Raw genomic sequence first — 25,601 nt, 5'->3', positions numbered from 1 at the left:
TCGCTCGAAGCGAACGGGGTATGAGCTTATGCCGGGCGGTAGATGGCGTAGATTTTCTTGACGTGGACCTGGCTGTCCCAGCTGCACGACGCGCCCTGTTCGACCAGGAAGATGTCGCCCTTGCCGAACGTGCCTTGTGCGCCCGCGCCGTCGACGAAGGTGACGCTGCCGTCGAGCAGATACATCAGCTCATAATGGCGGTAGGTCATCGGACGGCGATGATAGGGGGTCGAATCCCAGGTGCCGCAGACGAACTCGCCATCGGCCGAGCGATAGTCGGTGAAGTTGCGGCAGGAGGGCGTCGGCCCGACCAGCAATTCGGCCAGCGGCGCGCCAGAAGGTTCAAGCGCCGCGCGGGTGTCGATCGGGATGATCTGGCCATCGGCGACCGAGCCGCCCGTGCGGCGCACGAACAGCAGGCGCGCGCCCGACGCCACGGTCCAGCCGAACGTCGCGCCTTCGCACAGGACCATGCTGTCGCCTTCGTTCAGCGTGCGCTGGTCGATCTGCACCGTGCCGGATTCGACGATGATGAATTCGTCGGCGGGCATGGCATCGACCGTGCCGCTGCCCTGCGTCAGGGCGATCAGGCCAATCGTGACCGGACCTTCGGGCTGGGGAAGCAGCGCGCGGGCGGACAGGAAGGCATCGCCCTCCCCTGCCCCGACGCGCGCGCCCGCCGCCCAGGCGCGCAGATCGACAAAGGAGCGGGTCGCGGTTGCGGTTGTTGTCATGGTGGCTGTCCCTCAAAAAAATCGGATTGGGGAGAAGCTAGCCCGGCGGCAGCGGCAGGTTGCACCAAGCGCATAAGGCCGAACCGCGCTTGGTGCCGTTTGCGTGTAACCCGACGTTCAAAGCTGCCGCAGGGCGGTGGCCGGGCGCACCGACAGCAAGGGGATCGATCCGGCGAGGCCAATGCCGAGCGTCAGCAATGCGCCGCCGCCCAGCGTCGCGAGGACGATCAGCCAGTCGGGCGACCAGGTGAAATCGAAGATCTGGACGATGACGAACCAGGCCGCGCCCGATCCGAGCGCCAGCGCGACCAGCGCCAGCATCATGGCGAGCAGGCCATATTCGAGCGCCTGGCCGCCCAATATCTGCCAGCGGGTTGCGCCGAGCGTCTTCAATATCACGCTGTCATAGCTGCGCGCCTGGCGCGAGGCGGCGATGGCGCCCACCAGCACCGCGATCCCGGCGAGGATCGCAACCGAGGCGGCCGCGACGATGGCGGCGGACATTTGCGTCATGATCGCGCCGACCTGCTCGATCACCTCGCCCACCGCGATCACCGAGACGCCGGGGAAGGCAGCGAGCAGGGCGCGCGTGACCTGATTGTCCTGGCGCGGGTCCATGGTGATGGTCGCGGCCAGGCTATGCGGCGCGGCGGACACGGTGCCGGGCGAAAAGACCATGATATAGTTGAAGCCCATCGTCTCCCAATTGATCTTGCGCAGGGAAGTGATGCGCGCGGTGATTTCCCGCCCCAGCAGGCTAACGGTCAGCGTGTCGCCAACGCCGATGCCGAGCGTCTTGGCCGCCTCCGCATCGAACGAGACGAGCGGCGGCCCGGCATAATCGGGTGCCCACCATTGTCCCTCGACCAGTTCGCTGCCTTCGGGCAGTGTCTTGCTGTAGGTGATGCCGCGCTCGCCGCGCAGGAACCAGGCACCGTCGGGCAGTTCCTTCAGGTCCGTGACGCGCTGATTGCCATAGGCGACGATGGTGCCGCGCAGCGCCGGGACGATGTTGAACTGCGCGTCGGGGGCTTGGCTGCGCACGATCGTCTGGAAGCGGTCCCCCTCCCCCGATGGGATGTCGAGGACGAACTGGGCCGGCGCCGTCTTGGGCACGACGTTGCGGATTTCACTGTCGAGGCTGGTCTGGATACCCGCCAGCGTCACGAACAGGGTCAGCGCCAGGCCGAGCGCGACGATCAGCGCGGCGGTCTGCGCGCCGGGGCGGTGGAGATTGGCGAGCGCGAGGCGGAGCAAGGGCCGACGCGGGCGCGGCGCGCGCAGGGCAAGCTGGCGCACGCCCCAGCCGATGCCGAGCAACAGGAGCAGGACGGCTGCGGTCGCGCCGAGAACAGCGGCGGAAAAGAGCGGATCGCGCGCGGTGCCGAGCGCCAGCGCGACCAACAGCGCGCCCGCCGCCGTCATGGCGATCAGGCTGCGCCGGTCGATGCCATGGCGCGCATCGACCACGCCACGGAAGAGAAGCGCGGCCGGCTGGGTCCGCGCACGGGCAAGCGGCGGCAGGGTGAAGAGGAAGGCGATCAACAGGCCATAGGCAGCGCTGGTGACGAGCGGCAAGGGATGGAGTTGGAAACCGGGGCTGACCGGCAGCACATCGCCCGCCAGTGCGACGATGGCAGGCGGCAGGAGCGCGCCGACGATCAAGCCGCAGGCAATGCCAAGCAGCGCGACACAGCCGATCTGAAGCAGATAAATGCGCGCAATGTCGGTGGAGGTCGCGCCCAGGACCTTGAAGGTCGCGATGCCGGGGCGCTTGAGCGCGAGATAGGAGGCGACGCCATTGCTGACGCCGATGCCTGCGATCACCAGCGCGGCGAGGCCGATGAGCGAAAGAAATTGACCCATGCGGACGATGAAACGGCTGGCGCCGGGCGCGGCACGATCGCGGTCCTTATATTCCCATCCGGCCGAAGCGTAACGCTTTTCCAGATCCTCGCGCACCGCCTGCGCGTCGGCTCCGGGGGCCAGGCGAAGGCGATATTTGCTGTCATAGAGGCTGCCGGGCTGGATCAGGCCGGTGCGGCGCAAGCCGTCCAGTGAAACGATCGCCACCGGGCCGAGGGTGAAGCCTTCGCCCAGCCGGTCGGGCTCATCGGCGATGATGTCGGCGATAGTGAAAGTGGCGGTGCCATAGACGAGGCGGTCGCCGGGCTTGACGGCCAGCCGGTCGGCCAGCGCCGGGCCGATGAGGATGCGGTCGGGGGCAAGCGGCGCGCGATAGACGCCGCCTTGCAGGGCCAGCGTGCCATAGAGCGGATAGGCGCTGTCCACGCCCTTGAGTTCGGTCAGCACCGCCGCCGAGTCCGGCCGCTCGCCCCGCGCCATGGCGCGCAAACGGATGGTTTCACTCAAGCGACCGAGGCGACGGAAGGCGGCCTTGTCGCCCTCTCCCGCTTCGCGCTGGGTCATGGCGATTTCGACGTCCCCGCCGAGCAACCCCTGCCCGCGTTGGCTGAGTTCCTGCGTGATCGCCGAGGTTAGGCTGCCGATCGCCGCGAGCGTCGCGACGCCCAGAAACAGGCAGAGGAAGAGCAGGCGGAGTCTCCGGAACCGGCCGAGCAGATCGCGCCGGGCGATGCGCCAACTCGACGCCCAATCCAGCGCGCTCACGCCGCGCGGTCCGAAACGATCTGGCCGTCGCGCATTTCGATGATCCGGCCGCAACGGTCGGCGAGCGCCGGATCATGGGTGATGATGACGAGCGTCGCGCCCGCCGCGCGCTGGCGGTCGAACAGAAGGTCCATGATGGTAACGCCAGTGGTTGCGTCGAGATTGCCGGTGGGTTCGTCGGCGAACAAGATGGTCGGGCGCGGCGCGACGGCGCGGGCGATGGCGACACGCTGCTGTTCGCCGCCCGACAATTGCGATGGGTAATGATCGATCCGGTGGCCAAGCCCGACCGCGCGCAATTCATCGGCGGCGCGGGCGAAGGCATCGGACACGCCCGCCAGTTCGAGCGGCACGGCGACATTTTCGAGCGCCGTCATGGTCGGGAGCAGATGGAAACTCTGCAGCACGATGCCGATGCGGCCGCGCCGGGCGCGGGCCAGGGCGTCCTCATCGAGCGCGCCGAAATCGACGCCGCCAATATGCACATCGCCGCCGGTCGCGCGTTCGAGTCCGCACAGCACCGCCATCAGCGAGCTTTTACCCGATCCCGATGCGCCCAGGATCGCGATGCTCTCGCCGCGCAACAAGGTGAGATCGACGCCCTTCAATATCTCGACCGGCGCGTCGCGTGTGCCAAGCGAGAGGGTGACATTATGCGCGCGGATCGCGATAGTGGCGGGATCGATAGGCATATGCATGAATAAGGAGCGCTCCTTGGCGGGCAGAATATCGCAATATGGGGCGTTGGCGCTGATTGTCCAACTGGCGAGCGGCTGTTCGGACAACACTCCCCCGCCGCCCCCGCCGCCCCAGGTCGCCAACAGCGCGCAGGCCGCGCCCGCCGCTGCGCCGGTAGCCGATGGCAAGCTGGTGGTGGCGTTCGGCGACAGTCTTTATGCGGGCTATAATCTGGACCAGGGCAAGGGGCTGGCCCCGATGCTGGAGCAGGCTTTGGCGGCCCGCGGCATGCAAGCGCAGGTCGTCAATGCCGGGGTGTCGGGCGATACCAGCGCGGCGGGTCTGGCGCGGCTCGCCTTCACGCTCGACGGGCTGGCGCGCAAGCCGGACCTGATGCTGGTGGGGCTTGGCGGCAATGACATGCTGCGCGGATTGAGTCCCGAAACGACGCGCGACAATCTGGACGCGATCCTTGCCGAGTTGAAGAAGCGCGACATTCCGGTGCTGCTGACCGGCATGCTTGCCTCGCCCAATATGGGGCCGGATTATGCCGCCGCCTTCAATCCGATCTTCCCGACGCTGGCGACGAAATATGACGCGACGCTCTATCCCTCCATGCTGGACGGGGTGATTGGCGACCGGGCACTGCAATTGCCCGATGGCATTCATCCCAATGACAAGGGGGTGGAAGTGATCGTCGGCAAGCTGACGCCGATCGTCGAAGGCGCCTTGCGTGACTGATGTGATCCAGGTCGGACTGGTCGGCTATGGTCTGGCGGGTCGCGTCTTTCATGCGCCTTTGTTGCGCGCCGTTCCGGCCATGCGGCTGACGACGATCAGCACGAGCCGGGTGGACGAGGTTGCGGCCCTGGACCCGGCCATTGCGTGCGTAGCGACACCGGCCGAGATTTTCGCCGACCCCGCCATCGACCTGGTGGTGATCGCGACGCCCAGCGCGACACATGCCGATCTGGCGGCGGAGGCGTTGCGCGCGGGCAAGCATGTCGTGGTGGACAAGCCGTTCGCGCTTTCGCTGCAACAGGCGCGCGATCTCGCCGCCTTGGCGGGCGAATGCGGGAAACTGCTCGCGGTTTTCCACAATCGCCGGTTCGACAGCGATTTCCTGAGCATCCGCGCGGCCATTGCCGAAGGCGTGGTCGGGCGCATTACCCATTTCGAATCGCATTTCGACCGTTTCCGGCCGGACGTGCGCGATAGATGGCGCGAGGATGGATCGGCTGGGTCAGGCATATGGTTCGACCTCGGACCACATCTGGTCGATCAGGCGCTGGCCCTGTTCGGGCGCCCCGATGGCGTGAGCGCCGACATTGCCGCCTTGCGGGACGGATCGCCATCGGACGACTGGGCGCATGTCGTGCTGCGCTATGCCGGGATGCGGGTCATATTGCATGCCAGCATGAGCGCGCCTGCAGGAGAGGCCGGCGGCAGCCCGCGCTTCCTCGTGCATGGGCAGGGCGGTACGCTGGTCAAGATGCGGCTCGACCAGCAGGAAGCGCAGCTCGTGGCCGGATTGCGCCCCGGCGATCCGGGCTGGGGTGCGGATGATGATCCGGTTGTCGTCTATGATAGGCAAGGCGGCAGGACTGTGCGGCCTGCGCTCGCGGGCTGTCAGCAAGATTATTATGCGCAGATGGCGGCGGCGATCCTGTCGGGCACGCCCCTTCCCGTCACGCTGGAAGACGCCGTTGCGGTGCAGGAAGTGGTGGAGGCAGCACAGATTTCCGCACGAGACGGCAGGCAGGTGGCGCTACCGCTGACCGACTGACCCTCCCCTTGTCGGGGAGGGTCGATCCGATCAGCCAGGCTTTTTGGGCAATTCGACTTCGGCCTTGGCCGTCGCCAGCGTCACACCGGCCTGGTTCATCAGGCGACAATCGAGCTGCACCATATGGCGGCCTTCCTCATCGACGAACTTGTCGAGGATGGTGCCGGTCGTTACCGTAATGTCGCCCGTCAGCGCAGGCCCGCGATAGTTGCAGGCGGAATGGCGCACCATGCCCCACTCCCCTGCCCAACCCGCGAAATAATCGGTGATCCACGCCCCCATCGACGCGCCATAGCCATAGCCGCGCGGCATGCCGATGAAGCGCGCCCAACGCGGGAAGAGATGCCCGCGCGACGGGCCGAAATAAGCGCCATCGGTAAATTCAGGGTTGATCGCTTCCATCACCGGATCATTTTCATGCCCCGCCATTTCCTTGACGAAGCCCAAGGCTTCCATGTCGAGGTCGGTACGGCGATGGGTGCCGCCCCATTGGGTGAAGCTATAGGCACGCCATTCCGTGGTGAAGGACACGATCGAATGCGGGCCGATCACCCGTTCGGGCAAGGCCGCGCCGATCGTGACATCGTCCCACCAGCGCCGGTCATGGCCCAGATCGTGCAGCATCTGGATCCATTCCATCTTGCGCGCTTCAAGCGATTCCAGGTCGTCATCTGTCCACACCGGATCATCGAAGCCATCGGTCGGCGCATTATCCTTGCCCGCTTCCTGATTGTAGCGGATCGTCGTCGAACGCTGCTTACAGATCAGGTCGCCAGCCTGATTATAATAGAAATTGTCGCCGCGCTGGAAACAGGTGGGGCCAGCGAATTTGGTGTCCTTGACGGTATAGTCGAAGGGAATCCGCTCGTTCCAGATGCGGTCGCCGCCCTGCATGCGCGGGCCATAAAACCACCATTCGTCACCGCCGAACAGCAGGTGACTGTTGGGGATGCCGCCGACGCAGGCGGGTGCGGAGCCATGGCCGCAATCCATCGTCACGGCAAAACTCTGCGGCGCGACCAGCCCGCCCCAGCGGCTTTGCGCGGCATAGCCCGCATCATAATGGAGGCGGTTGGGATAGTGCATCGCCTGCACCCAGCGGCGGATATCGTTATTGGCGATCGGCTCCACCATGCGGGCGGGCTGGATCGGCTTGCCCAGATATTGGTCGATATCCGAACAATCTAGCGTCGGGCTGCTCACACTGTCTCTCCTGCTCATGATCCGCCCCTTCCTGAGCAGGGGCACGCCCTAATGATGCACGCGCAGGCAGCGATGGAAAACCAGCTTGGCCGACCGATGGCGGGGTTATCGCCGGGCCGATATCCGGGCGCGCTGCTGTCGAGCGGGTGCGAAGCCGTCCATATCGGATCCATGGCAATTGCGGGAATGAGGGAGATTGGAGCCATGGCTGATGGCGAAGCCTGGCGGCCGCTGGCTGACCGGATGGCGATAGGCGATTGCCTGGCGCGACTGGCGCGGGGTGAGGACCGGCGCGATGCGGCGCTGATCCGCGCGTGCTTCTGGCCCGATGCGACGGTCGATTATGGCATTTTTGCGGGCGATTTCGACGCCTATCTCGCCTGGGTGGTGCCGGGGTCCGACGCGATCGCCGTGACCCAGCATATATTGGGACAAAGCCTGATCCAGATCGACGGCGATGTGGCGAAGATCGAAACCCATGTCAGCGCCTATCACCGGATCGATGCGGGCGAAGGCGCGCGCGATATGTGGCTTGGCGGCCGTTATCTCGACGCGATGGCGCGACGGACGGGTGTCTGGCGGATCGCGAAACGGACCATGCTCTACGATTGGTGCCAGGATGCAGGCGCGGCCGCCGACTGGTCGCAAGGGTTGATGGGAATGCCGTTCAGCGCGCCGCATTTCACCGGCCGGGTGGCAGGCGATTTCAGCGACATGTTTTTCGCGCAAGCCGATTGAGGACAGACAGGCGATGGGACAATTGACAGGCAAGGTAGCCGTGGTGACGGGCGCAAGCCGGGGGATCGGCAAGGGGATCGCGCTTGCGCTCGCCGAGCAAGGCGCGACCGTTTATGTGACCGGGCGCACGGTCACTCCCGGCGCGCATGACCTGCCCGGCACGGTCGGCGAGACCGCGGCGCAGTGCGAGGCGCGCGGCGGGCGGGGCATAGCGGTCGCGGTCGATCATGGCGACGACGTGCAGGTGGCGGCGCTGTTCGAGAGGGTTGTGCAGGAACAGGGTCGGCTCGACATTCTCGTCAACAACGCCTTCGCCTTGCCCGAAGACCTGACCACCCCCCTGCCCTTCTGGGAAAAGCCGCTGTCCAACTGGCAGATGGTGGATGTAGGCGTGCGGTCCAATTTCACCGCCGCCTGGCACGCGGCGAAGATCATGGCACCGCAGCGCTCTGGGCTGATCGTCGCGATTTCGGGCTATGTCGGCGTCACCTACACCTATGGCACAATATTCGGCACCGCCAAGTCGGCGGTCGACCGGATGGCGCGGGACATGGCGATCGAACTGGAGCCGCATGGCGTTGCCTCGCTCTCGCTCTGGCAAGGGCTGACCTTTACCGAGCGCGCGAACCGCAATCTGGCCGCCGACCCCGCCATGCAGGCACGCACCGTCACCAACCCGCTGGTCGGCTGCTCGCCTGAATTTCCGGGCCGCGTCATCGCCGCGCTGGCGGCCGATCCTTCGATCATGGCGCGGTCGGGCGGCACGTTCATTACCGCCGAAGTCGCGCGGGACTATGGCATTAGCGATATTGACGGGAAGACCATCCCGTCACTGCGCGCCGAACGGGGATCGCCGATCTGGCGGCCAATCGCGGAGGCTGGCCATGGACGTTGAGCGTATGGCGCGGCTGGACGCGCTGCTTGATCGGCAGGATATCGCCGACTGCATCGTCCGCTTCGCCCGCGGCATGGACCGGTTCGACCGGGCCTTGTTCCTGTCGGCCTTTCATTCCGACGCGACCATTGCGGCCGGGCCGTTCGTGGGTGGGGCCGAGGCGCTCTATGACTGGGCAACGGGGCTGCATGATGCCGGGCAGGAGGCGACGCATCATAATCTGTTGAACCAGATGATCGACATTGACGGTGCCCAAGCCCATGTCGAAACCTACTATCTGTTCGTCGGGCGCAACCGCGATGCCAGCAATTGGGTTGCGGGCGGTCGCTATCTCGATCGGCTGGAAAAGCGGGAGGGCCACTGGAAGATCGCGCTGCGCACCAATATCATCGAATGGTCGGGCCTGGTCCCCACCCTGCCCCTTCCTTTTGCCGACTGGCCCGGCATTGCGGCCAATGGCGTATCGGCGCGCGACGGCAGCGACCCTTCCTATCTGAGGCCGCTGGTCAATAACCGGCCTAGCCACGTCCCTGAATGACCGGTATCCAACGTGTTATCAACGCGGATGCATCGTGGTTTCGGAATCGCTTGGTCGTGCTATCGGATTGGATCAGACGTGGGATCGGTTTCATCGGTCGTGCTGCGACTCGCGATGACGGTTGCGTTACAGATGCGTGACGATGGCGCTAACTTTGCTAATCTCCGAATAAATCCCCTAAGCCGATTGACCGGCGAATGGGGGGCAGGTTTGCTATCCAGACCACGCGCAGCGCATGGATAGAGGTTGAAGGGCTATCAGGGGGCTCTAGACCCTTCCGATGCGCGACACTGCAAAGGTTGTCGTTTGAGGCTACCGCAACGCCGCAAGTGGCAATTCCCAACAGTCATCTGCTACGGTTTGACTTTGACGCGAAAATGAAGGCATTAAACGCCAACCATTTTCAACAGTCGTGATTCGGCGCTGAGGGGCATCATGTCGTTTACGGTCAACACATTGCGGAACGTCACCACCGCTTGCCAGCAAATGCGCGATCACATCAAGACGATCGTGTTCCGGCCGGACAATCACAAGACGCTCGATATCAGTTTTGGCCCGACCGTCGCCGCCGAACTGATCGGCCGGACACCCGAAGCGCTAGCCAAGGCGGAGGCCAAAGGGCGCCTGCCCCAGCCCAAGCAGCAGGCCAATGGCCGCCGCTACTACACACTCGAAGACCTGACCCATATCCGCGAGGCGCTGGGCATCCATGTCGGCAAGCAACCCGATGAGGATGCCGTCGTGCTGGCGGTGCAGAATTTCAAAGGCGGGGTCGGCAAGAGCACGATCACCAAGCATCTCGCCGATTATCTGGCGTTGCATGGCTATCGCGTGCTGGTGATCGATTGCGATCCGCAGGCGTCGACGACGACCATGTTCGACATTCAGCCTGAAACGCTGATCGACGACGAACAGACATTGGGCGCGTTCCTGTCGCCGCGGAGCACCTTCAGCGACTTTTCGCAGACCATCCGCGACACCCCCTGGCCGACGATCAAGATCGTACCATCGAGCCTGGGCTTGCAGGATGCCGAATGGGATCTGACCGCGACCCTGCGCGAAGGCGGGCAGGCGGTGCGGGAGGGTTTGCAGGCGCTGCGCATCGGCATTGCCAGCGTGACCAAGGATTTTGACGTCATTCTGCTCGATCCGCCGCCAGCTATGGGCTTCCTTGGCCTCAACGTGATGGCGGCGGCAACCGGCCTGCTGATCCCTGTGCCCGCGCGGCAGCTCGATTATCTGTCCACCATCCATTTCATGGATACGATCGCGGACAATATCGAAATTCTCGAAGAAAATGGCACGCCAGTCGATTATGGCTTCATCCGCGTCGTCTGTTCCGCCTTCTCGCCGAGCAAGCCTGGCGAGAACGACATGTGGCGGATCATGCAGGCGACCTATGCGGGATTGCTGCTGGGACAACCCATCCTCGCGTCCGAGGAAATCAAGAATGCGACCCAGGCGTTTCGGTCCATCTATGAATCCAAGCCCTCCGCGTCGCACCAGACCTATACGCGCTGCCGCGACAATCTGGACTCGGTCTTTGCCGAGGTTGAACAACAGATCCGCCAGCAATGGCCATCGACCAGCCTGACCGCTGATTCCAGCGTGGGCGTGGCGGCATGAGCCGTCGTTCCCTCATCAGCGAAGCTTTGGCATCGGCGCTGAACGATCCGGCCCCTCCCCCGGCGACGAGCGAGCCAAGCCCGGCCGCGCCGCGCACCAATTTCACCAACAAGCGGTTGGAAGCCTTTGGTGAGGCAGCGCGGATCGTCAAGCGACCGACGATCCGGTTGAAGCCGTCTGAATGTTCGGTCTGGCCTGGCAATGCGCGCGACTATTCGATGCTGGACGAGCATCGGTTGCGCAGCCTGATCGACTCGATCCTGGCCGAAGGCAGCAATCGGGTGCCTGCGGTGGTCCGGCGCACGCCCAATGCCGAACTGCCGTACGAACTGGTCACCGGAACGCGGCGGCACTGGGCGATCGCCTGGCTCAACGCCAATCATTATCCCGACATCGAACTGATCGCGATTATCGAGGATCTGGACGATGAGGCCGCGTTCCGGTTGGCGGACATCGAGAACCGTGAGCGCGAGGATATTTCCGACCTTGAGCGCGGCATGAACTACAAGGCGGCGGTCGATAATTTCTATGGCGGCGTGCAATTGCGCATGGCCGAGCGGCTCAAGATTTCTAAGTCGCAGCTCTCGCGCTATATTGCGCTGACCGAAATTCCCCCTGCCCTTGTCAGCGCCTTTCATTCGCCGATGGACCTTCAGGCGAAATATGCCGAGAAGTTGCTGCCGTTGCTGCGCGATCCGTCGTCGCGGGCGAAGCTGGAGGCGGCGGCTGAGCAGATCGCGTCCGAACAGAGTTTTCGCCGATCCGGGGATGAGCAGCCGATTGCCGGGCCGGAGGTCATGGCGCGCTTGCTCAAGGCCATGGTTGCCAAGGGCCGGGTCCAGAAAGCCGCGATCGAAAGCCCGGTTGGTGCTGCGATCGGTCAGGTGGAAAAGGATCAGCAGAAGATATTGACGCTGTCCCTGTCGCCATCGGACTTGTCGGTGGACGAGATTTTGGCGGCGCTGCGCCCCATCATTGAACGGGCGAAGATCTGCACGGCCAAGCGGCGCTAGGTGTGGGTGTGAAAAGCTAAGAATAGCCATATTATCGTTATATTTCATATTGTTATATGGATTTTCCCCCTGGGGGGAAGGCAAATGGGATCATAGTGGTGGAACAAGAGGGCGAACTCAAGACGGCGCTGAAAGAGCGCAAGGTCCAGTTCGAAATGTTCTTCACTCTGCCTGATTTCAGCGACATTTCGCTGCGCGATTATCAGGAGACGATGCAGCGGCCCTTCTTCAGCCTGTCGAAGCGCAGGCGCGTGAAGCCCATCGAATATATCAGTCCCGACAAGTCGGTAACCGTCCATGTCTCTGCCAATCCCACCTATGGCATGGCGACAATCTGGGACGCCGACATCATGATCTATCTCGCCTCTCACCTGAATGAATTGCGCGAGCGGGGGCAGAATGAATTGTCGCCGGTCATTCGAATCCAGCCCGGCGATCTGCTCAAACGCATATGCTGGGGCACCAGCGGGCGTGCTTATGAGCGCCTGGTGAGTGCGCTCGACCGGCTGCAGGCCACCACGATCAAGACCAATATCCGCGCTAGTGCCAAAAGCCGGGAGACGACCTTTTCCTGGATCGACAGCTACACCCATCTCGTGGACGAGCGGACGCAACGGTCGCTTGGCATGGAGATCACCCTGTCGAAATGGTTTTTCGATGGCGTGATGGATAAGCGCAATATCCTGTCCATCTCCCCGCTCTATTTCGAGATTACGAGCGGCCTTGGCAAATGGCTCTATCGCGCATCGCGCAAACATGCGGGCGGCAATGGTGCCGAGGGCTTCACGATCGGCTTTGAAACCCTCCACCAGAAAAGCGGTAGCGAGAGCAGCTATCCCGTATTCAAGCGCAAGCTGCTGGAGCTGGCTAAGGGCAACGACCTGCCCGATATCAGCTTGGATGTGATCGATGGCGATAGCGCACGACCGAAGATGAAGATGGTCATGCGTCGCCACCTTGCCGAACAGCTCGGCCGCAAACGCAAAGCGACTGCGAGTGTGGCCAGCGCGAAGGATGATATGGTCGATGCCGGCCTGGCGCTTGGACTCATCTCTCGCGTGTCGGAAGGGATGCGGGTTGCCGATCGGCCCGCCCGCGTCAGCGCGTCGACCGGTGGCGCGCGACCCCCCTCCCCTGCCCGCAGCTCCAGCGCCAGCAAGATGCTCGATCCAGACATTTACGCGGCCATTCGGGCTGATTTTCCGGGTTGGGACTATGACGAACTGATGCGGCGGTTCGACGCCTTTCTTGGCCAAAATCCCGCCGAACTGCCGCGCAACTATTCCAAGCGTTTCTATGGCTTCGTGAAGGAGCATCATCGCCGGAATAAATATCGGCTTTGATGGAAGACGGCGGCTAGCGCCCTTCCCTATCGACCTTCGACGTGTTTTCGAAATTTCATAAAACCGATGGCTGGTCTGTCGGCATTCGCCCGTATCGTTCGGCAACCACGTCAAAGACCGCGCAATTGCGTGACTTAGGCAGATCGGCATTCAAACCTTTCGGGTCGCAAGCGCTTTATCGCGGTGATTCTGAAAACACGTCGCATAGCGAGATGACGATCGGTCAAAACTAGTTAAGCCATATAGGCCTTGATCTATCCGGCCCGCCCGGTCGTTGGTTCGGGCTGCACGATGCAGCAAACGTGTTTTTAGAATCACGCCTTCGGACATCGGGGGACGCTCCCGCCTATCCCTCACGAAATTTGCGTACCGACTCAGCAGAACAAAAAGAGAATTAGCGAAAATTGGCCGTATAGGCCTTCTGAGGCGCTACAGACTCTTCGGCACAGATTGGTACCTGACGCCGCCTTGTTGGCTCTCAGAGAGGCTCTGGCGAGGCCTCATTTTTCCCATCGTACGACCAAAATTCATCCTCATGCCGATCTTGAGGCGGGCTGGAGGAGGGCAGGGGCTGTAAGATAGAGACACGGGTATCGCGTAGCTGCGATAGCTTGCTTGGCCAGATTGTTCGATCAGCAGTCCAAGATCGGAGGCAATCGTCAACAGCTTGATCGCGCCAGCCGATGTCAGGCCCAGCGCGGCGGCGACCTGCCGACTGGTGACGCGCGGCCGTGCCATGGCGAGCAGCAGCACATCCTTCAATTTCCCCGGACGCCGCCGCCCGGCGACATGGCCCATCGCGCGCTTCGCATAGCTCCTTAGCCGCATCTCCAGATCAAGCTGGACCTGCGCACCCGCCGCAATCGCCTTCAACCAAAGCAGTGAAAGTTGATCACCCTGAGCCAGTAGCCAAGGGGCGTGGCTGCGCTCAAGCCCCATCGCCGTCAGTCCTCCGGCCGAGCCATCCCATCGGCCCGGTCCCCAACGATCGCCGATCAACAGGCTCGCGACCAGATCGCCCCGTCCCAGGGGGGCGTGGTGGCGCCAGAGGCGGGCCAGATCGGCACTGTGAAGAAGGGGCGGGGAGGGGGGCAGGGCGCGGGCGTCTCGTTGCCATCGTTCGATCGCCATCAGCTGGTCCCCGATGGTGCGCCCGCCAGTTGTCGGATGGCGGTCTTGTCCGAGCCAGCGCAACAGCGCAGGTCCATCCTGCACCAGTGCCTCCAGGCCGATGGCGGTGCCGATGCTATCGCGCGCGGCGCTTAGATCGAAATGCGAGGTGGAGACCGCTCCCCTTGCGCCTACCTCGATATCCAGGTCGTCCAGCACCTGTCCGTCGATGCGGGCCAAGGCCTGCCGCTCGGCGATCAGGCACCGTGTTCGCCAGGGATGGCGCACCGGACTGAGCCGCCGTCGCTCCTCGATCCGTTCGATCGCCGCCTGCGCCTGGGCATAAGCGAGAAGCATATTATGATCGGGAGATGCCATGGCTATGATCCGATACTAGGCCGCTAGGTTCGATTCATATCCGAACTGAAAAACAATATAAATAGTCTAATAACAATTGTATACGGCGTATAATTAAACGGGAAAACAGATATAGAAAGTCATAAATAGGATCGCCGTGTCGATCCTTCGGCAGGCGGTCATCCGGCGCGTTGACGCTGGGATGGGTGCCGATCATCTGTGCATCCTGTTGCTGCCCCGCTGCGTTGATGGCGGACACGCTATTTAGAGGTGCCTTCATGACCATTGCCCTTTCCGACCGCGATCTGCTGCGCCAGCAATGTCTGATCGACGGCGCATGGACCGGTTCGCCCAGCATTGCGGTAACCGATCCGGCCACGGGCGAGACGCTCGCGTTCATTCCCGATCTGGGCGTTGCGGAAACGCAGGCGGCGATCGCGGCGGCGGATGCGGCGCTCCCGGCCTGGCGGGCGAAGACGGCGGCCGAACGGTCGCGCATCCTGCGGCGCTGGTTCGACCTGCTGATCACGCATCAGGATGACCTGGCGATGATCCTGACGCGCGAGCAGGGCAAGGCGCTGGCCGAGGCCAAGGGCGAGATCGGCTATGCCGCGAGTTTCATCGAATGGTTCGCCGAAGAGGCCAAGCGCCTCTATGGCGAAGTGATCCCCAGCCACCGCGCAGACAGCCGTATCGTCGTCGTCAAGCAACCGGTCGGCGTCGTCGCCGCGATCACGCCCTGGAACTTCCCGGCAGCGATGATCACGCGCAAGGCGGCGCCTGCGCTGGCGGCGGGCTGTACGATGGTGCTGAAGCCCGCGACCCAGACGCCGTTGACCGCACTGGCGCTGGCGGTGCTGGCGGAAAGGGCAGGGGTGCCAGCAGGCGTGTTCAACGTCGTCACCGGATCGTCGCGGGTGATCGGCGGCGAACTGACGGCCAGCCCGCTGGTCCGCAAATTGAGTTTCACCGGATCGACCGAGGTCGGCAAGACGCTGATGGCGCAATGCGCGCCGACGATGAAGAAGCTGTCGATGGAGCTGGGTGGTAACGCGCCCTTCATCGTCTTTGCCGATGCCGACCTGGATGCGGCGGTCGAAGGGGCGATGGCGTCCAAATATCGCAACAGTGGCCAGACCTGCGTATGCGTCAACCGCATCCTGGTGCAGCGAGAGGTTGCGCCCGCGTTCGAACAGAAGCTGGCGGCCGCCGTCAAACAGCTGAAAGTGGGGCCGGGCACGCAGGAGGGCGTCGCCCAAGGACCGCTGATCGACGATAAGGCGGTCCAGAAGGTGGAGGAGCATGTTGCCGACGCGCTGGCCAAGGGCGGTCGGATCGTCACGGGAGGGCATCGACACGCACTGGGGCACAGCTTCTACGAACCCACTGTCGTTGCAGACTGCACGCCCGACATGCTGCTGGCACAGGATGAAACCTTCGGCCCGCTCGCGGCGCTGTTCCTGTTCGATACGGAGGAAGAAGCGGTCGCGCTGGCCAATGATACCGAGGTCGGGCTGGCGGGCTATTTCTATACCCGCGACCTAGCCCGTGCCTGGCGGGTCGGGGAGGCTCTGGAGGTCGGCATGGTCGGCATCAATACCGGGCTGATCTCGACTGAGGTGGCACCCTTTGGCGGCATCAAACAGTCCGGCATGGGCCGTGAAGGGTCGCGCCATGGCATCGAAGATTATGTCGAGATGAAATATATGTGCATGGCGGGCCTTTAAGGCGCGGACCAGGGAGAGGGCAGGGCAATGACAGGCATAGTGGCGGTAACCGGCGCGGCGGGCGCATTGGGGCGCAAGACGGTGGAGATATTGGGGGCCGCCGGGTGGACGGTCGTGGGCATCGATCTGGGCGAGGTCGCTGCGGACGGCGTCGCGCTGGCGCTCGGCGGGGTCGATCTGACCGATGAAGCGGCGATGGCCGGCGCGGCTGCGCGGATTTCGGCCGAACTGGGCCAGCTCGATGGACTGGTGAATATCGCGGGCGGCTTTGCCTGGGAAACGGTGGCGGATGGCAGCGTCGCGACCTGGGACAGGCTCTATGCCATGAATGTCCGCACGGCGCTGATCGCCAGCCGCGCATTGCTGCCGCTGCTTACTGCGAGCGGAGGGGCGATCGTCAATATCGGCGCGGCGGCGGCCACGAAGGCGGCGGCAGGGATGGGGGCCTATGCTGCGTCCAAGTCCGGCGTCGCCCGGCTGACCGAAGCGCTGGCGGAAGAGGTGAAGGCGCAGGGGGTGCGGGTCAATGCGATCCTGCCCAGCATTCTCGACACCCCGGCCAATCGCGCCGACATGCCCGACGCGGACTTTGGAAACTGGGTAACGCCGACGCAACTGGCGGGGGTGGCGGCTTTCCTCCTGTCGCCCGCTGCGGACGCGATTACGGGCGCGCTGATCCCCGTGACGGGTCGGGTTTGAGATGCTGGCGCGCTTAATGTGAACCGGAGATGAAAAATATCCAAACCTATCGGATATTTCGCCAATATGCGGTAAAATTCTGACACTAAATTCCGTATCGGTGCGGCGAAACCCCCTATTTTTCGGCCCTTTTTGGAATTGGCACGCTCCCTGCAATGCTGTCGGCATGATCCACAACGGATCGCCACACATTGTTCAGGGAAGATAATCATCATGAAGACCATCGCTTTTGTCGCCGCCATCGCCGCCGCCACTGTCGCCGTTTCGGCTGCTGCCACCCCCGCTTTCGCCCAGCCCACCGGCACCTATGGCCAGGCCAAGGTCCGCTACGACCAGAAGACCGAGCGCTATTGCTTCAAGGAAGTCGTGACCGGATCGCTGATCCCCGTCACCACCTGCCAGTCGAAGGAAGAATGGGCGCAGGCCGGCCTCACCATCAGCCACAAGTCGACGGTCCAGCTCGCACAGCGCTGAATGTCTCCGGCCCGGCGGCCGCCCGATCCGGCGGCCAGCCATCCTGACGGCGGGCGGTGTCCATCCTATGATGGGCATCCCCGCCGTCGCGCATTTGGGCCAAGGCCCGCGCGCCACCCTTGCCACTATCGCTAGTTGCCCCGCGCCGTTGGAAGACGAGAATGGCGGGACAAAAGATAGGGGAGGGAAGTGCGATGAGCGACATCGACGTGATCGTGCTGGGGTCGGGCGCGGCGGCGCTGACGGCGGCCGTGACGGCCCATGAATATGGCGCGCGGGTCGCTGTGTTCGAGAAATCGGACAAGATCGGCGGCACGTCGGCCTGGTCCGGTGGGCAGATATGGATACCCAATCATCCCCATATGGCCAAGGGCCGGACCGATAGTCGGGAAGAGGCGCTGACCTATCTGAGCGCCCTCTCGCATGGCATGATCGACCCGGCGATGGCCGAAACCTTCGTGGATACAGGCGCGGACATGATCCGCTTTCTGGAGGCCCGCACGCCGGTCCATTTCTACAGCATTCCCGATTTCCCCGATTATCATTCCGAGTTTCCCGGTGCCAAGCGCACCGGCGGGCGGACGTTGGAATGTCCGCCTTTCCCCTATCAGGAGCTGGGCGACTGGTCCGAGCGGATGGAGGCGTCGCCTTATTATCCGGACTACACCATGACCGTCGGTGAAACGACGCTAGGCCAGCCCGTGCCCCAACCCGCCAGTGCGGAGGTGAAGGCACAGCGGCGCGCGGTCGATGCGCGCGGCATGGGGGCGGCATTGGTCGGACGGTTGATGAAAGCCTGCCTCGACCGGGGCATTGAACCTCAAACCGGCAAGCGCGCGATGGAACTGATCATGGACGGCGCGGCCGTGGCGGGGGTGCGGTTCGAGGATGGCAGCACGGCGCATGCGCCCAATGTCGTGATCGCGACCGGCGGCTTTGAATGGAACAAGGATCTGGTGCGGGCCTTCACCCGTGGGCCGATGACACATCCGGTGTCGGTGCCGACCAATAGCGGCGATGGCCTGAAGATGGCGATGCGGGTCGGCGCGATGCTGGGCAATATGCGCGAGGCCTGGTGGATGCCGGTGATCGAAGTGCCGACTGACCTCAACAGCATGGGACGCCAGCTCTTCACCTATGAACGAACCATGCCCGGCGGGCTGATGGTCAATCGCAAAGGCAAGCGATTCACCAATGAAGCGTCCAATTACAATGCGTTCGGCGCGGCTTTCCATGAGCAGGATGTCAGCGCCTTCACCTATGCCAATCTGCCCTGCTGGTTCATTTTCAACGCCGCCTTCTATGGCCATTATCCGTTCCTCGTCGGCGGGCTGACCGATAGTTTCGAGGCGGGGGCGACACCGCCACAATGGGTGCCGGGCGCGCCGACGCTGCGCGCGCTGGCGGAACGGGTCGGCATCGACCCCGACGGCCTCGAAAAGACGGTGGCCCGGTTCAATCAGCATGCCGAACAGGCCAATGATCCCGATTTCCAGCGGGGCGAGGCGAATAACGACCTGTGGTGGGGCGACCCGCGCTGGCGCGGAGACAAGCGCGCGACGCTGGGGCCGCTGGGCGATGGCCCCTATTATGCGATCGAGGTGAAGTCGGGTGCGCTGGGGACCAAGGGCGGCCCGTTGACCGATACGCGCTCGCGCGTCCTCAATGTCGACGGCGTGGTTATCGAGGGGCTATATTGCGCGGGGAACGCGATGGCGTCGCCCATGGGGATGACATATGGCGGCGCCGGTGGAACGCTCGGCCCGGCCATGGTGTTCGGCTATCTGGCGGGCAAGGATGCGGGCGAACGCAGCGGCGGGATGACGGGCTAAGGGCGCGTCGCCCGTCGTTCAGCATCGATCTATTCCGGGTCTGCCAGAATGGGAATCAATGCTGTGGGACAGGGGACGCATGCCGCTATTACGGGACGGAAAATTGAAGATCGGCCGCCGATCGGGTGCGCTGATGCTGGCGGCGTTGCTGCTCGCGACGGGCGCAACCGCTGCGCAGGCGGCGACCTATTATATCGACGCCAATCTGGGGCAGGACAGCAATGCCGGGTCCGCCACCGCACCCTGGCGGTCGCTGGGGCGGATCAAGGCCACGTCCTTGCAACCCGGCGATCATATCCTGCTGGCGGCAGGATCGGTGTGGAAGGAGCCGCTGGTCATCACCCGGTCGGGCCGCAAGGATGCGCCGATCACGGTCGGGCCGACCGGCATGGGCCAGCGCCCGCGCATCGATGCAGGCGGGGTCGCCGCGCATGGGGTCGCCATCCTGAACGCCGAATATGTGCGGATCAGCGGACTGGAAGTCACCAATGACGGCCCGCCCGCCGGGTCGCGCTTTGGCGTGCTGGTGTCGGCGCAGGACAGCGGGGTGACGCGCGGCATCCGCATCAGCGACATGTATATCCATGACGTGCGCGGCACCAATGACCGCAAGGATAATGGCGGCATCGTCTTCAGCGCGCTCGGCCCCAAGCGACCGACCCGGTTCGAGGATATCCGCATCGAGCGCAACATCGTCTGGCGCGTCGACCGGTCGGGCATTGCCGGGATCAGCGACCAGGTGACGAAGGCGCGCTGGTTCCCCAGTGCCGGGGTAGTGATCCGCGACAATCTGGTCGAGGATGTCGGCGGCGATGGCATCGTCCCGCGCGGCACGGACGGCGCGCTGATCGAGCATAATATCGTGCGCTATGCGGGCAGCCGCGCGCCGGGCTACACCGCCGCGATCTGGCAATGGAGTACCGACCATAGCCTCATTCAGTTCAACGAAGCTGCCTTTACCCGCACCCGCTATGACGGGCAGGGGTTCGATTCCGATTTCAATTCGCGCCGCACGACGATCGCCTATAATTATAGCCATGACAATGCGGGCGGATTTCTGCTCGTCTGTTCGCCAAAGCGTAGCGATCAGGATAATCTGGGCAATCGCGGCACGGTGGCGCGGTCCAATGTCAGCCGCAACGATGGCAGCCGGGCGTTCCAACTGGCGGGCACGGTCGCTGATGTCCTGATCGAGGGCAATGTCGTCCATGTCGGCCCGAAGCAGGACATACAGATGGTGATCGCCACCCAATGGGATGGCTGGGCCAGCGACGTCCGCTTCCGCAACAATGTCTTCGCCGTGGCGGGCACCGTGCGCTACGGCCATGAAGTCGGTCGCAACGGGCCGGATTATCTGATCGAGCCAGGCTTTGGTCCCGCCACCCATATCCGTTTCCAGGGTAACCGCTTTCTCGGCCGCCATATCGACCCGCCGCAGGATGAGAAGGGCGTGATGCAGCCCGACTATGCGCTGCCGGAGGTCGACTGGGCGGTGCCTATGTTCGATCCGGCGAACCCCGATGGCTTTGCCGCCTTCATGGTGCGGCATCGCGGCTGGATGGAACGGATGCTGGCCCGCGAACTGGGCGCGCCGGTTGTCCCGTTAGAGCCGATGCAGACATCTTTCGTCGAGGCGCGGCGATAGCGGGCAGGCTGGCGTCGCGGGCTGATCCCCCTATAGTCCTGCCGATGGACAATGGGTGGATGAGGCAGCGATGATCCTGAGCGCAGACGCGCTGGCCTTGCTCGCGGCAAGTCACCCAGCGCCGGAGGATTTCGGCCCGCGCAGCGAGCGGCCCTGCCTCGCCTTCACGCTGGTGGGGAGCGATGCCGGGCTGGCGGACTGGTTGCGGGGGCTGCCCTGCCCGGTCATTGGCATCGGTGCAGGGCCATTGGCTAGCGCTTGCGATGTCTTGCTGGCGGACGAGGCGGGATTGGCGGCGATCATCGCTAATGTCGCGGCGCGGCCCTTTGCGGCGATGCTGCTGGTGCAGCAATTGCGCCTGAGCGAACAATTGCCGATGGCCGCGGCGCTGACGGCCGAGAGCCTGGCCTTTGCGACGATCCAGCGGGGTGGCGAATTTCTGGTGTGGCGGGCGGGCGCTCCTGCTGCACAGTCGCACGCCGACGAGGCGGGGCCACCGGTGATGGTGGAGATGGAGGGCAGTCGATTAACGCTGCGCCTCAACCGCCCGGCCAGCTTCAACGCGGTCAATGTCGCGATGCGCGATGCCCTGTATGAAGTTCTGCGTGTTGCTCTGCTCGATCCGGCGATCACGACCATCCATCTGTCGGGTGCGGGACGCTGTTTTTCCGTTGGCGGCGATGTGGCGGAATTCGGCCTTAGCCATGACGTGGCCGAAGCCCATTGGGTGCGCACGCTGCGCCTGCCCGCTACATTATTGGCACAGCTTGCGCCGCGCGTGACGGCCCATGTCCATGGCGCGGTGGTGGGGGCAGGGGTGGAGATGGCCGCCTTTGCCGGACGGGTCGAGGCGCGGGCGGATAGCTGGTTCCAATTGCCCGAACTCAAATATGGCTTGCTGCCGGGGGCAGGGGGAACGGTCAGCCTGCCGCGCCGGATCGGGCGGCAGAAGACGGCCTATATGGCGCTGTCGATGCGGCGCATATCGGCGGCGCTGGCGCTCAAATGGGGATTGGTGGACGCGATCGTGCCATAGACAAGGCGGCCCGCGACCCATGTCGCGCGCACGGTAACGGCGGCCAGATCGGCGCAGGCGGCGGCCCAATGGCGGTCGATCAGGCACAGGTCGGCGCGCTCCCCCATCGCGATCTTGCGCGGCACGGCAGGGGCGTGGGGCTGCCCCGTATAGAGCGCTAGCGCCTCTTCGGGCGTCAGCACCTCGTCGGGGCCAAGATCGTCGGGGCGCTGCACGGCGGCGGCCATCGACGCCCAAGGGTTTAACCCGCCAAAGGGCGCGTCGCTGCCCGCCGCCAGCCCTATGCCCGCCGCACGCAGCCCGCGCAGACGATAGAGCCAGGGGCGATCCTCCGGCCCAACATCGCGACGATAGGCATCGCCCCGCTCGGCGATGAAATGCGGTTGCGACACCGCGACCAACCCTAGCCGCGCCATCCAGTCGGCATTGTCGGGCGTCACGATCGCGGCATGTTCGATCCGGTCGCCGACCATCGCGCCTGCTTCCTCGATCGCCGCGAGGGTGACGACCAGTTCGGCCTGGGTCACGCAATGCGACGCGACGGGGCGGTTTGCTGCGTGCGCCCGCGCGACCTCCGCGACGAGCTGGTCGAGCGGCAGCAGGTCATGGTCGTGATAATGGAGCTTCACCGCCCCCCGGCGGGCCAGGCCGACCGGCGGCGCATCGTCCAGCGTCGGACCACCCATCACCAGCAGATGTTGCGGCAGGCCCGCCTGCGCATAGCGCAGATAATCGGCCCGGTCGTTACGCGGCGTGACCTCGGTCAGCCCCGTGACGCCCAGCGCGGCCAGGCGATCGCCGACCGGCCGCAGGTCGAGCGGCGTCACGGGCAGGCGGCCGCGCAGCCAGGCATCGCCGTCGATCAGCCGACCATCGGCAGGCGCGCCGTCGCCCAGTTCGCGCAGCGCCAGGCTGTTGAAGATCCACATCCGCCCACTGCGATGCTGGATACGGACGGGGCGGGCAGGGCCGTTGCGGTCGAGCCACTGCCGGTCGATCTCCCCCGCCACACTGGCATGATAGCCCACACCGCGCAGCCAGTCGTCGCCAGGTGCGTGATGCAGGGCAGCGATCAGGCCTGCCTCATTGTCCACGTCCGGCGGGCCGCAGCGCACCGACGTCAGGCTGGCGGCGGTGGCGTTCAGATGGATATGATGGTCGTGCAACCCCGGCAACAGCGCGCCGCCACGCGCATTGAGCGTCGGCTCTTCGGGCAGCTGGGGCAGGGCAGGGGCCATCGCCGCTATCACGCCATCGGTCAGGCGGATATCGTAGCGCTGGCCGTCCACTTCCGCATCACGGATCAGCATGACGCCAGCACCCGGTCATTGTCCGCACCCGGCAGCGCCGCCTTGCCGACCGGCGCGCGCAAAGGATACAGCGGCGCATCGTCGGCTTGCGCCTGCGCTTGCCAGTCGCGCAACAGGGCAGGGGACGCAAGGCCCGCGTGGCAGGCGAACGCCGTAGTGCCCGCCAGCGACAGCGCGATCAGCCCGGCCTGCCCCTGTCGCCATGCCACCAGCGCGGCGAGCGTGGCATGCAGCCCGGTCAGGGGATCGGCGATGGCATCGCCCACGAACAGCGCTTCGCCCCATCCCTCGGCCATGATCGCGGCCAGGCCACCCGCCACCGCCGCATCGTCGCCAAAGCCGATCCGGTCAGGATCATCATGCGCGGTGATACCGATCCAGATCGCGCCGCGCGCGACTTCGGCGTCGCGATCGATCCCCAATTGGCGCAGCGCACGGGGGCGCGAGGCCTCTATCACGATGTCGGCTTGTGCAACCAGCGCGGCCAGTGCGCGCCGGTCCGCTTTGTCTTGGAAGTCGAGCGTAACGCTCGCCTTGCCCGCATTGAGCAGGTCGTAAAATTCGCCATGTCCGAACCGCGCACCATCAAGCCGGGTGCGACTCTCCACCTTGACCACCTGCGCGCCCGCCATCGCCAGCAGCGATCCGCACAAGGGACCGGCCCAGAGCGAGGATAGGTCGACAACCAAAGGCGGGCGATCAAGCACGGTGCGGACAGACTTGAGGGCTGGAAAGAACCGGGCAGGGGGGCGGGGCGGCACCACGGCAGCGATGGCCATGCTCATCTCGACCCCGCGCGCCAGTAGCGTCGTGCTGTCACAGCCCGCCGCTGCCCGCTCTATCGCGGCCCAGTCCGACAGGTCGGCCGCATGGTCAGCGAGCAGGATGGGCAGCAGGTCGCGGTCCGCCTCCCGCGCCAGGTTGAGCGCGACCTCGCCATCACTGATCCGCATCAATCGGCAGGATCGGTTGGCCGACAGCCGTCCTCCGCGCGTCAGGCCCAGCAATCGCGCCCGCTCGCCCAGCAACAGCGCGCCGTTAAGCGGCCAGGCCGTATCCGGCGCGATAGCGCGCAGCGCCATCATCACGCCGTCGGCCGCGCTGGCCAGCGCCGCCGGGCAGACCAGCGCCGGGCCATCGGCGCGGCCCGTCACCGCCATCAGCCCCGCGCGCCGCCAGGCCAGCGGCGCAGGATCGGCCCGGCCATCCAGCGCGATAGCGTCCAGCCCCAATTGCGCCAGCAGCCTATGCGCATAGGTCGTGGCGGCACCCGGCACGAAGGCGGCTCAGCCAACCGTCCGGCGAAACAGCGCCAATGTCCGCGCCCAGGCGAGTTCCGCCGCCGCCTTGTCGAAACGCGGCGTCGTATCATTGTTGAAGCCATGTTCGGCGCCGTCATAGATATGGGCTTTGTAGCGCACCTCGGCCTGTTTCAACGCAGCCTCATAATCGGGCCAGGCCGCGTTGGTGCGCGTATCATTGCCGCCATAATGGATCAGTAGCTCCGCCTTGATCTTGGGCACATCGGCCAGCGTCGGCGGGCTGCCATAAAAGGGCACCGCCGCGCGCAAATCGGGCAGGCGCGTCGCCAGCATGTTGGCGATCCAGCCGCCAAAGCAGAAGCCGACGGCAGCGATCTTGCCATTGCTGCCCGCCATGGTCCGGGCATAGGTGGCGGCCGCGACGAAATCCTCGCCGATCTTGTTGCGATCGAGCGTGGCAAAGGCCGTGCGCGCCTTATCCTCGTCCCCCGGATAGCCGCCGATCGTCGTCAGCGCATCGGGCGCGACCGCCATATAGCCATCGACCGCGAGCCGCCGCGCAATATCCTCGATATGCGGATTGAGCCCGCGATTTTCATGCGCGACGATGATGACCGGCAGTTTTGCGTCCTTCTTTGCCGCGGGCCGCGCGACATAGGCGCGTACCGTGCCATTGCCATCGGGGGACGCGATATCGACATGGCTGATGAGAATCCGCTTGTCGTCGGGCTTGATCACCTGCCCGCGCGCGAAATCGGGGCTGAGCGCGGCGAGCGTCGCCGTAGCCGCCACGGTGCCGCCGACATGCAGCGCGCATTGACTAAGGAAGCCGCGCCGGTCGATCGCGCCATGCACATAGGCGTCGAACAGGTCCAGCACCGCGCGCGGAAAGGCGGCCGCTCCTGTCGTATCTCCATTGCCTGCGTCCTGCGTCATCGCACTATCCTTCCGTTCCAAGCCCCTG

Annotated in this window: 23 protein-coding genes; 14 read left to right on the top strand and 9 right to left on the bottom strand. The window is 64.6% G+C overall.

The genetic code is table 11. The features are described from left to right. Nucleotides 1-26 precede the first annotated feature (26 nt). From OVY48_RS01370 to OVY48_RS01360, 3 genes are all read right to left on the bottom strand, one after another. Complete coding sequence (locus OVY48_RS01370) at nucleotides 27-734, bottom strand: cupin domain-containing protein (RefSeq protein WP_313921706.1); 708 nt, start codon at nucleotides 732-734, stop codon at nucleotides 27-29. Nucleotides 735-851: 117 nt separating this feature from the next. Continuing rightward, nucleotides 852-3,365: an ABC transporter permease gene (locus tag OVY48_RS01365; protein WP_313921705.1), complete on the bottom strand. Its 2,514-nt coding sequence runs from the start codon at nucleotides 3,363-3,365 to the stop codon at nucleotides 852-854. Further along, nucleotides 3,362-4,063 (bottom strand): ABC transporter ATP-binding protein, encoded by a 702-nt coding sequence (locus OVY48_RS01360; RefSeq protein ID WP_313921704.1) that lies wholly within the window; start codon nucleotides 4,061-4,063, stop codon nucleotides 3,362-3,364. Before OVY48_RS01360 ends, OVY48_RS01365 begins: the two co-directional genes overlap by 4 nt. Here OVY48_RS01360 and OVY48_RS01355 point away from each other — a divergent pair. Then, nucleotides 4,062-4,784 (top strand): arylesterase, encoded by a 723-nt coding sequence (locus OVY48_RS01355; protein ID WP_313921703.1) that lies wholly within the window; start codon nucleotides 4,062-4,064, stop codon nucleotides 4,782-4,784. The genes OVY48_RS01360 and OVY48_RS01355 overlap by 2 nt on opposite strands. Next, complete coding sequence (locus OVY48_RS01350; protein WP_313921702.1) at nucleotides 4,777-5,829, top strand: oxidoreductase; 1,053 nt, start codon at nucleotides 4,777-4,779, stop codon at nucleotides 5,827-5,829. Before OVY48_RS01355 ends, OVY48_RS01350 begins: the two co-directional genes overlap by 8 nt. A gap of 30 nt (nucleotides 5,830-5,859) precedes the next feature. On the opposite strand, the gene OVY48_RS01345 is transcribed toward OVY48_RS01350, so the two are convergent. Continuing rightward, nucleotides 5,860-7,032 (bottom strand): MaoC family dehydratase N-terminal domain-containing protein, encoded by a 1,173-nt coding sequence (locus OVY48_RS01345; RefSeq protein WP_313922040.1) that lies wholly within the window; start codon nucleotides 7,030-7,032, stop codon nucleotides 5,860-5,862. A 204-nt stretch (nucleotides 7,033-7,236) separates the two neighbouring features. Here OVY48_RS01345 and OVY48_RS01340 point away from each other — a divergent pair, with 204 nt between their 5' ends. From OVY48_RS01340 to OVY48_RS01315, 6 genes are all read left to right on the top strand, one after another. Beyond that, nucleotides 7,237-7,770, top strand: coding sequence for a nuclear transport factor 2 family protein (locus OVY48_RS01340; RefSeq protein WP_313921701.1), 534 nt, complete (start codon nucleotides 7,237-7,239; stop codon nucleotides 7,768-7,770). A 13-nt stretch (nucleotides 7,771-7,783) separates the two neighbouring features. Next, nucleotides 7,784-8,665, top strand: a complete 882-nt coding sequence (locus tag OVY48_RS01335; protein WP_313921700.1) for an SDR family NAD(P)-dependent oxidoreductase — start codon at nucleotides 7,784-7,786, stop codon at nucleotides 8,663-8,665. After that, a complete protein-coding gene (locus OVY48_RS01330; RefSeq protein ID WP_313921699.1) occupies nucleotides 8,655-9,203 on the top strand; it encodes a nuclear transport factor 2 family protein in 549 nt (182 codons plus the stop codon). The genes OVY48_RS01335 and OVY48_RS01330 overlap by 11 nt, the downstream gene beginning before the upstream one ends. Nucleotides 9,204-9,638: 435 nt before the next feature. Then, nucleotides 9,639-10,829 (top strand): AAA family ATPase, encoded by a 1,191-nt coding sequence (locus OVY48_RS01325; protein ID WP_313921698.1) that lies wholly within the window; start codon nucleotides 9,639-9,641, stop codon nucleotides 10,827-10,829. After that, nucleotides 10,826-11,842, top strand: coding sequence for a ParB/RepB/Spo0J family partition protein (locus OVY48_RS01320; RefSeq protein WP_096062799.1), 1,017 nt, complete (start codon nucleotides 10,826-10,828; stop codon nucleotides 11,840-11,842). The genes OVY48_RS01325 and OVY48_RS01320 overlap by 4 nt, the downstream gene beginning before the upstream one ends. Nucleotides 11,843-11,997: 155 nt before the next feature. Next, nucleotides 11,998-13,185, top strand: a complete 1,188-nt coding sequence (locus OVY48_RS01315; RefSeq protein WP_409592942.1) for a replication initiator protein A — start codon at nucleotides 11,998-12,000, stop codon at nucleotides 13,183-13,185. A 429-nt stretch (nucleotides 13,186-13,614) separates the two neighbouring features. On the opposite strand, the gene OVY48_RS01310 is transcribed toward OVY48_RS01315, so the two are convergent. Next, entirely contained in the window at nucleotides 13,615-14,673 is a 1,059-nt protein-coding gene (locus OVY48_RS01310; RefSeq protein WP_313921696.1) for a hypothetical protein, read from the bottom strand. A 34-nt stretch (nucleotides 14,674-14,707) separates the two neighbouring features. After that, nucleotides 14,708-14,932: a hypothetical protein gene (locus tag OVY48_RS01305; protein ID WP_313921695.1), complete on the bottom strand. Its 225-nt coding sequence runs from the start codon at nucleotides 14,930-14,932 to the stop codon at nucleotides 14,708-14,710. Between OVY48_RS01305 and OVY48_RS01300 the strand changes: the two genes are divergently transcribed. From OVY48_RS01300 to OVY48_RS01275, 6 genes are all read left to right on the top strand, one after another. After that, nucleotides 14,931-16,379, top strand: a complete 1,449-nt coding sequence (locus tag OVY48_RS01300; RefSeq protein ID WP_313921694.1) for an NAD-dependent succinate-semialdehyde dehydrogenase — start codon at nucleotides 14,931-14,933, stop codon at nucleotides 16,377-16,379. The genes OVY48_RS01305 and OVY48_RS01300 overlap by 2 nt on opposite strands. A 27-nt stretch (nucleotides 16,380-16,406) precedes the next feature. Beyond that, nucleotides 16,407-17,078, top strand: a complete 672-nt coding sequence (locus tag OVY48_RS01295; protein WP_313921693.1) for an SDR family NAD(P)-dependent oxidoreductase — start codon at nucleotides 16,407-16,409, stop codon at nucleotides 17,076-17,078. Between the two features lie 213 nt (nucleotides 17,079-17,291). Continuing rightward, complete coding sequence (locus OVY48_RS01290; RefSeq protein WP_313921692.1) at nucleotides 17,292-17,552, top strand: hypothetical protein; 261 nt, start codon at nucleotides 17,292-17,294, stop codon at nucleotides 17,550-17,552. A 194-nt stretch (nucleotides 17,553-17,746) separates the two neighbouring features. After that, entirely contained in the window at nucleotides 17,747-19,384 is a 1,638-nt protein-coding gene (locus OVY48_RS01285; RefSeq protein ID WP_313921691.1) for an FAD-dependent oxidoreductase, read from the top strand. A 79-nt stretch (nucleotides 19,385-19,463) separates the two neighbouring features. Next, entirely contained in the window at nucleotides 19,464-21,029 is a 1,566-nt protein-coding gene (locus tag OVY48_RS01280; RefSeq protein ID WP_313921690.1) for a right-handed parallel beta-helix repeat-containing protein, read from the top strand. Between the two features lie 70 nt (nucleotides 21,030-21,099). After that, nucleotides 21,100-22,065, top strand: coding sequence for an enoyl-CoA hydratase/isomerase family protein (locus tag OVY48_RS01275; RefSeq protein ID WP_313921689.1), 966 nt, complete (start codon nucleotides 21,100-21,102; stop codon nucleotides 22,063-22,065). Here OVY48_RS01275 and OVY48_RS01270 read toward each other — a convergent pair. The 3 genes from OVY48_RS01270 to OVY48_RS01260 are packed head-to-tail and all read right to left on the bottom strand — an operon-like array spanning nucleotide 21,987 to nucleotide 25,573. Next, nucleotides 21,987-23,375 carry an amidohydrolase family protein gene (locus tag OVY48_RS01270; protein WP_313921688.1) on the bottom strand — a complete coding sequence of 463 codons (1,389 nt, stop codon included), beginning with the start codon at nucleotides 23,373-23,375 and terminating at the stop codon, nucleotides 21,987-21,989. The genes OVY48_RS01275 and OVY48_RS01270 overlap by 79 nt on opposite strands. Next, nucleotides 23,369-24,652 carry a CoA transferase gene (locus OVY48_RS01265; RefSeq protein ID WP_313921687.1) on the bottom strand — a complete coding sequence of 428 codons (1,284 nt, stop codon included), beginning with the start codon at nucleotides 24,650-24,652 and terminating at the stop codon, nucleotides 23,369-23,371. Before OVY48_RS01265 ends, OVY48_RS01270 begins: the two co-directional genes overlap by 7 nt. Before the next feature lie 9 nt (nucleotides 24,653-24,661). Next, on the bottom strand, nucleotides 24,662-25,573 hold the full coding sequence (locus OVY48_RS01260; RefSeq protein WP_313921686.1) for a dienelactone hydrolase family protein: 912 nt from the start codon (nucleotides 25,571-25,573) through the stop codon (nucleotides 24,662-24,664). Nucleotides 25,574-25,601: the final 28 nt, after the last annotated feature.

It is taken from the genome of Sphingobium sp. SA2 (assembly GCF_032227065.1).
GTDB lineage: Bacteria > Pseudomonadota > Alphaproteobacteria > Sphingomonadales > Sphingomonadaceae > Sphingobium.
Note: the sequence above shows the minus strand (reverse complement) of the source record. Positions and strands in the feature narration are given on the sequence as shown.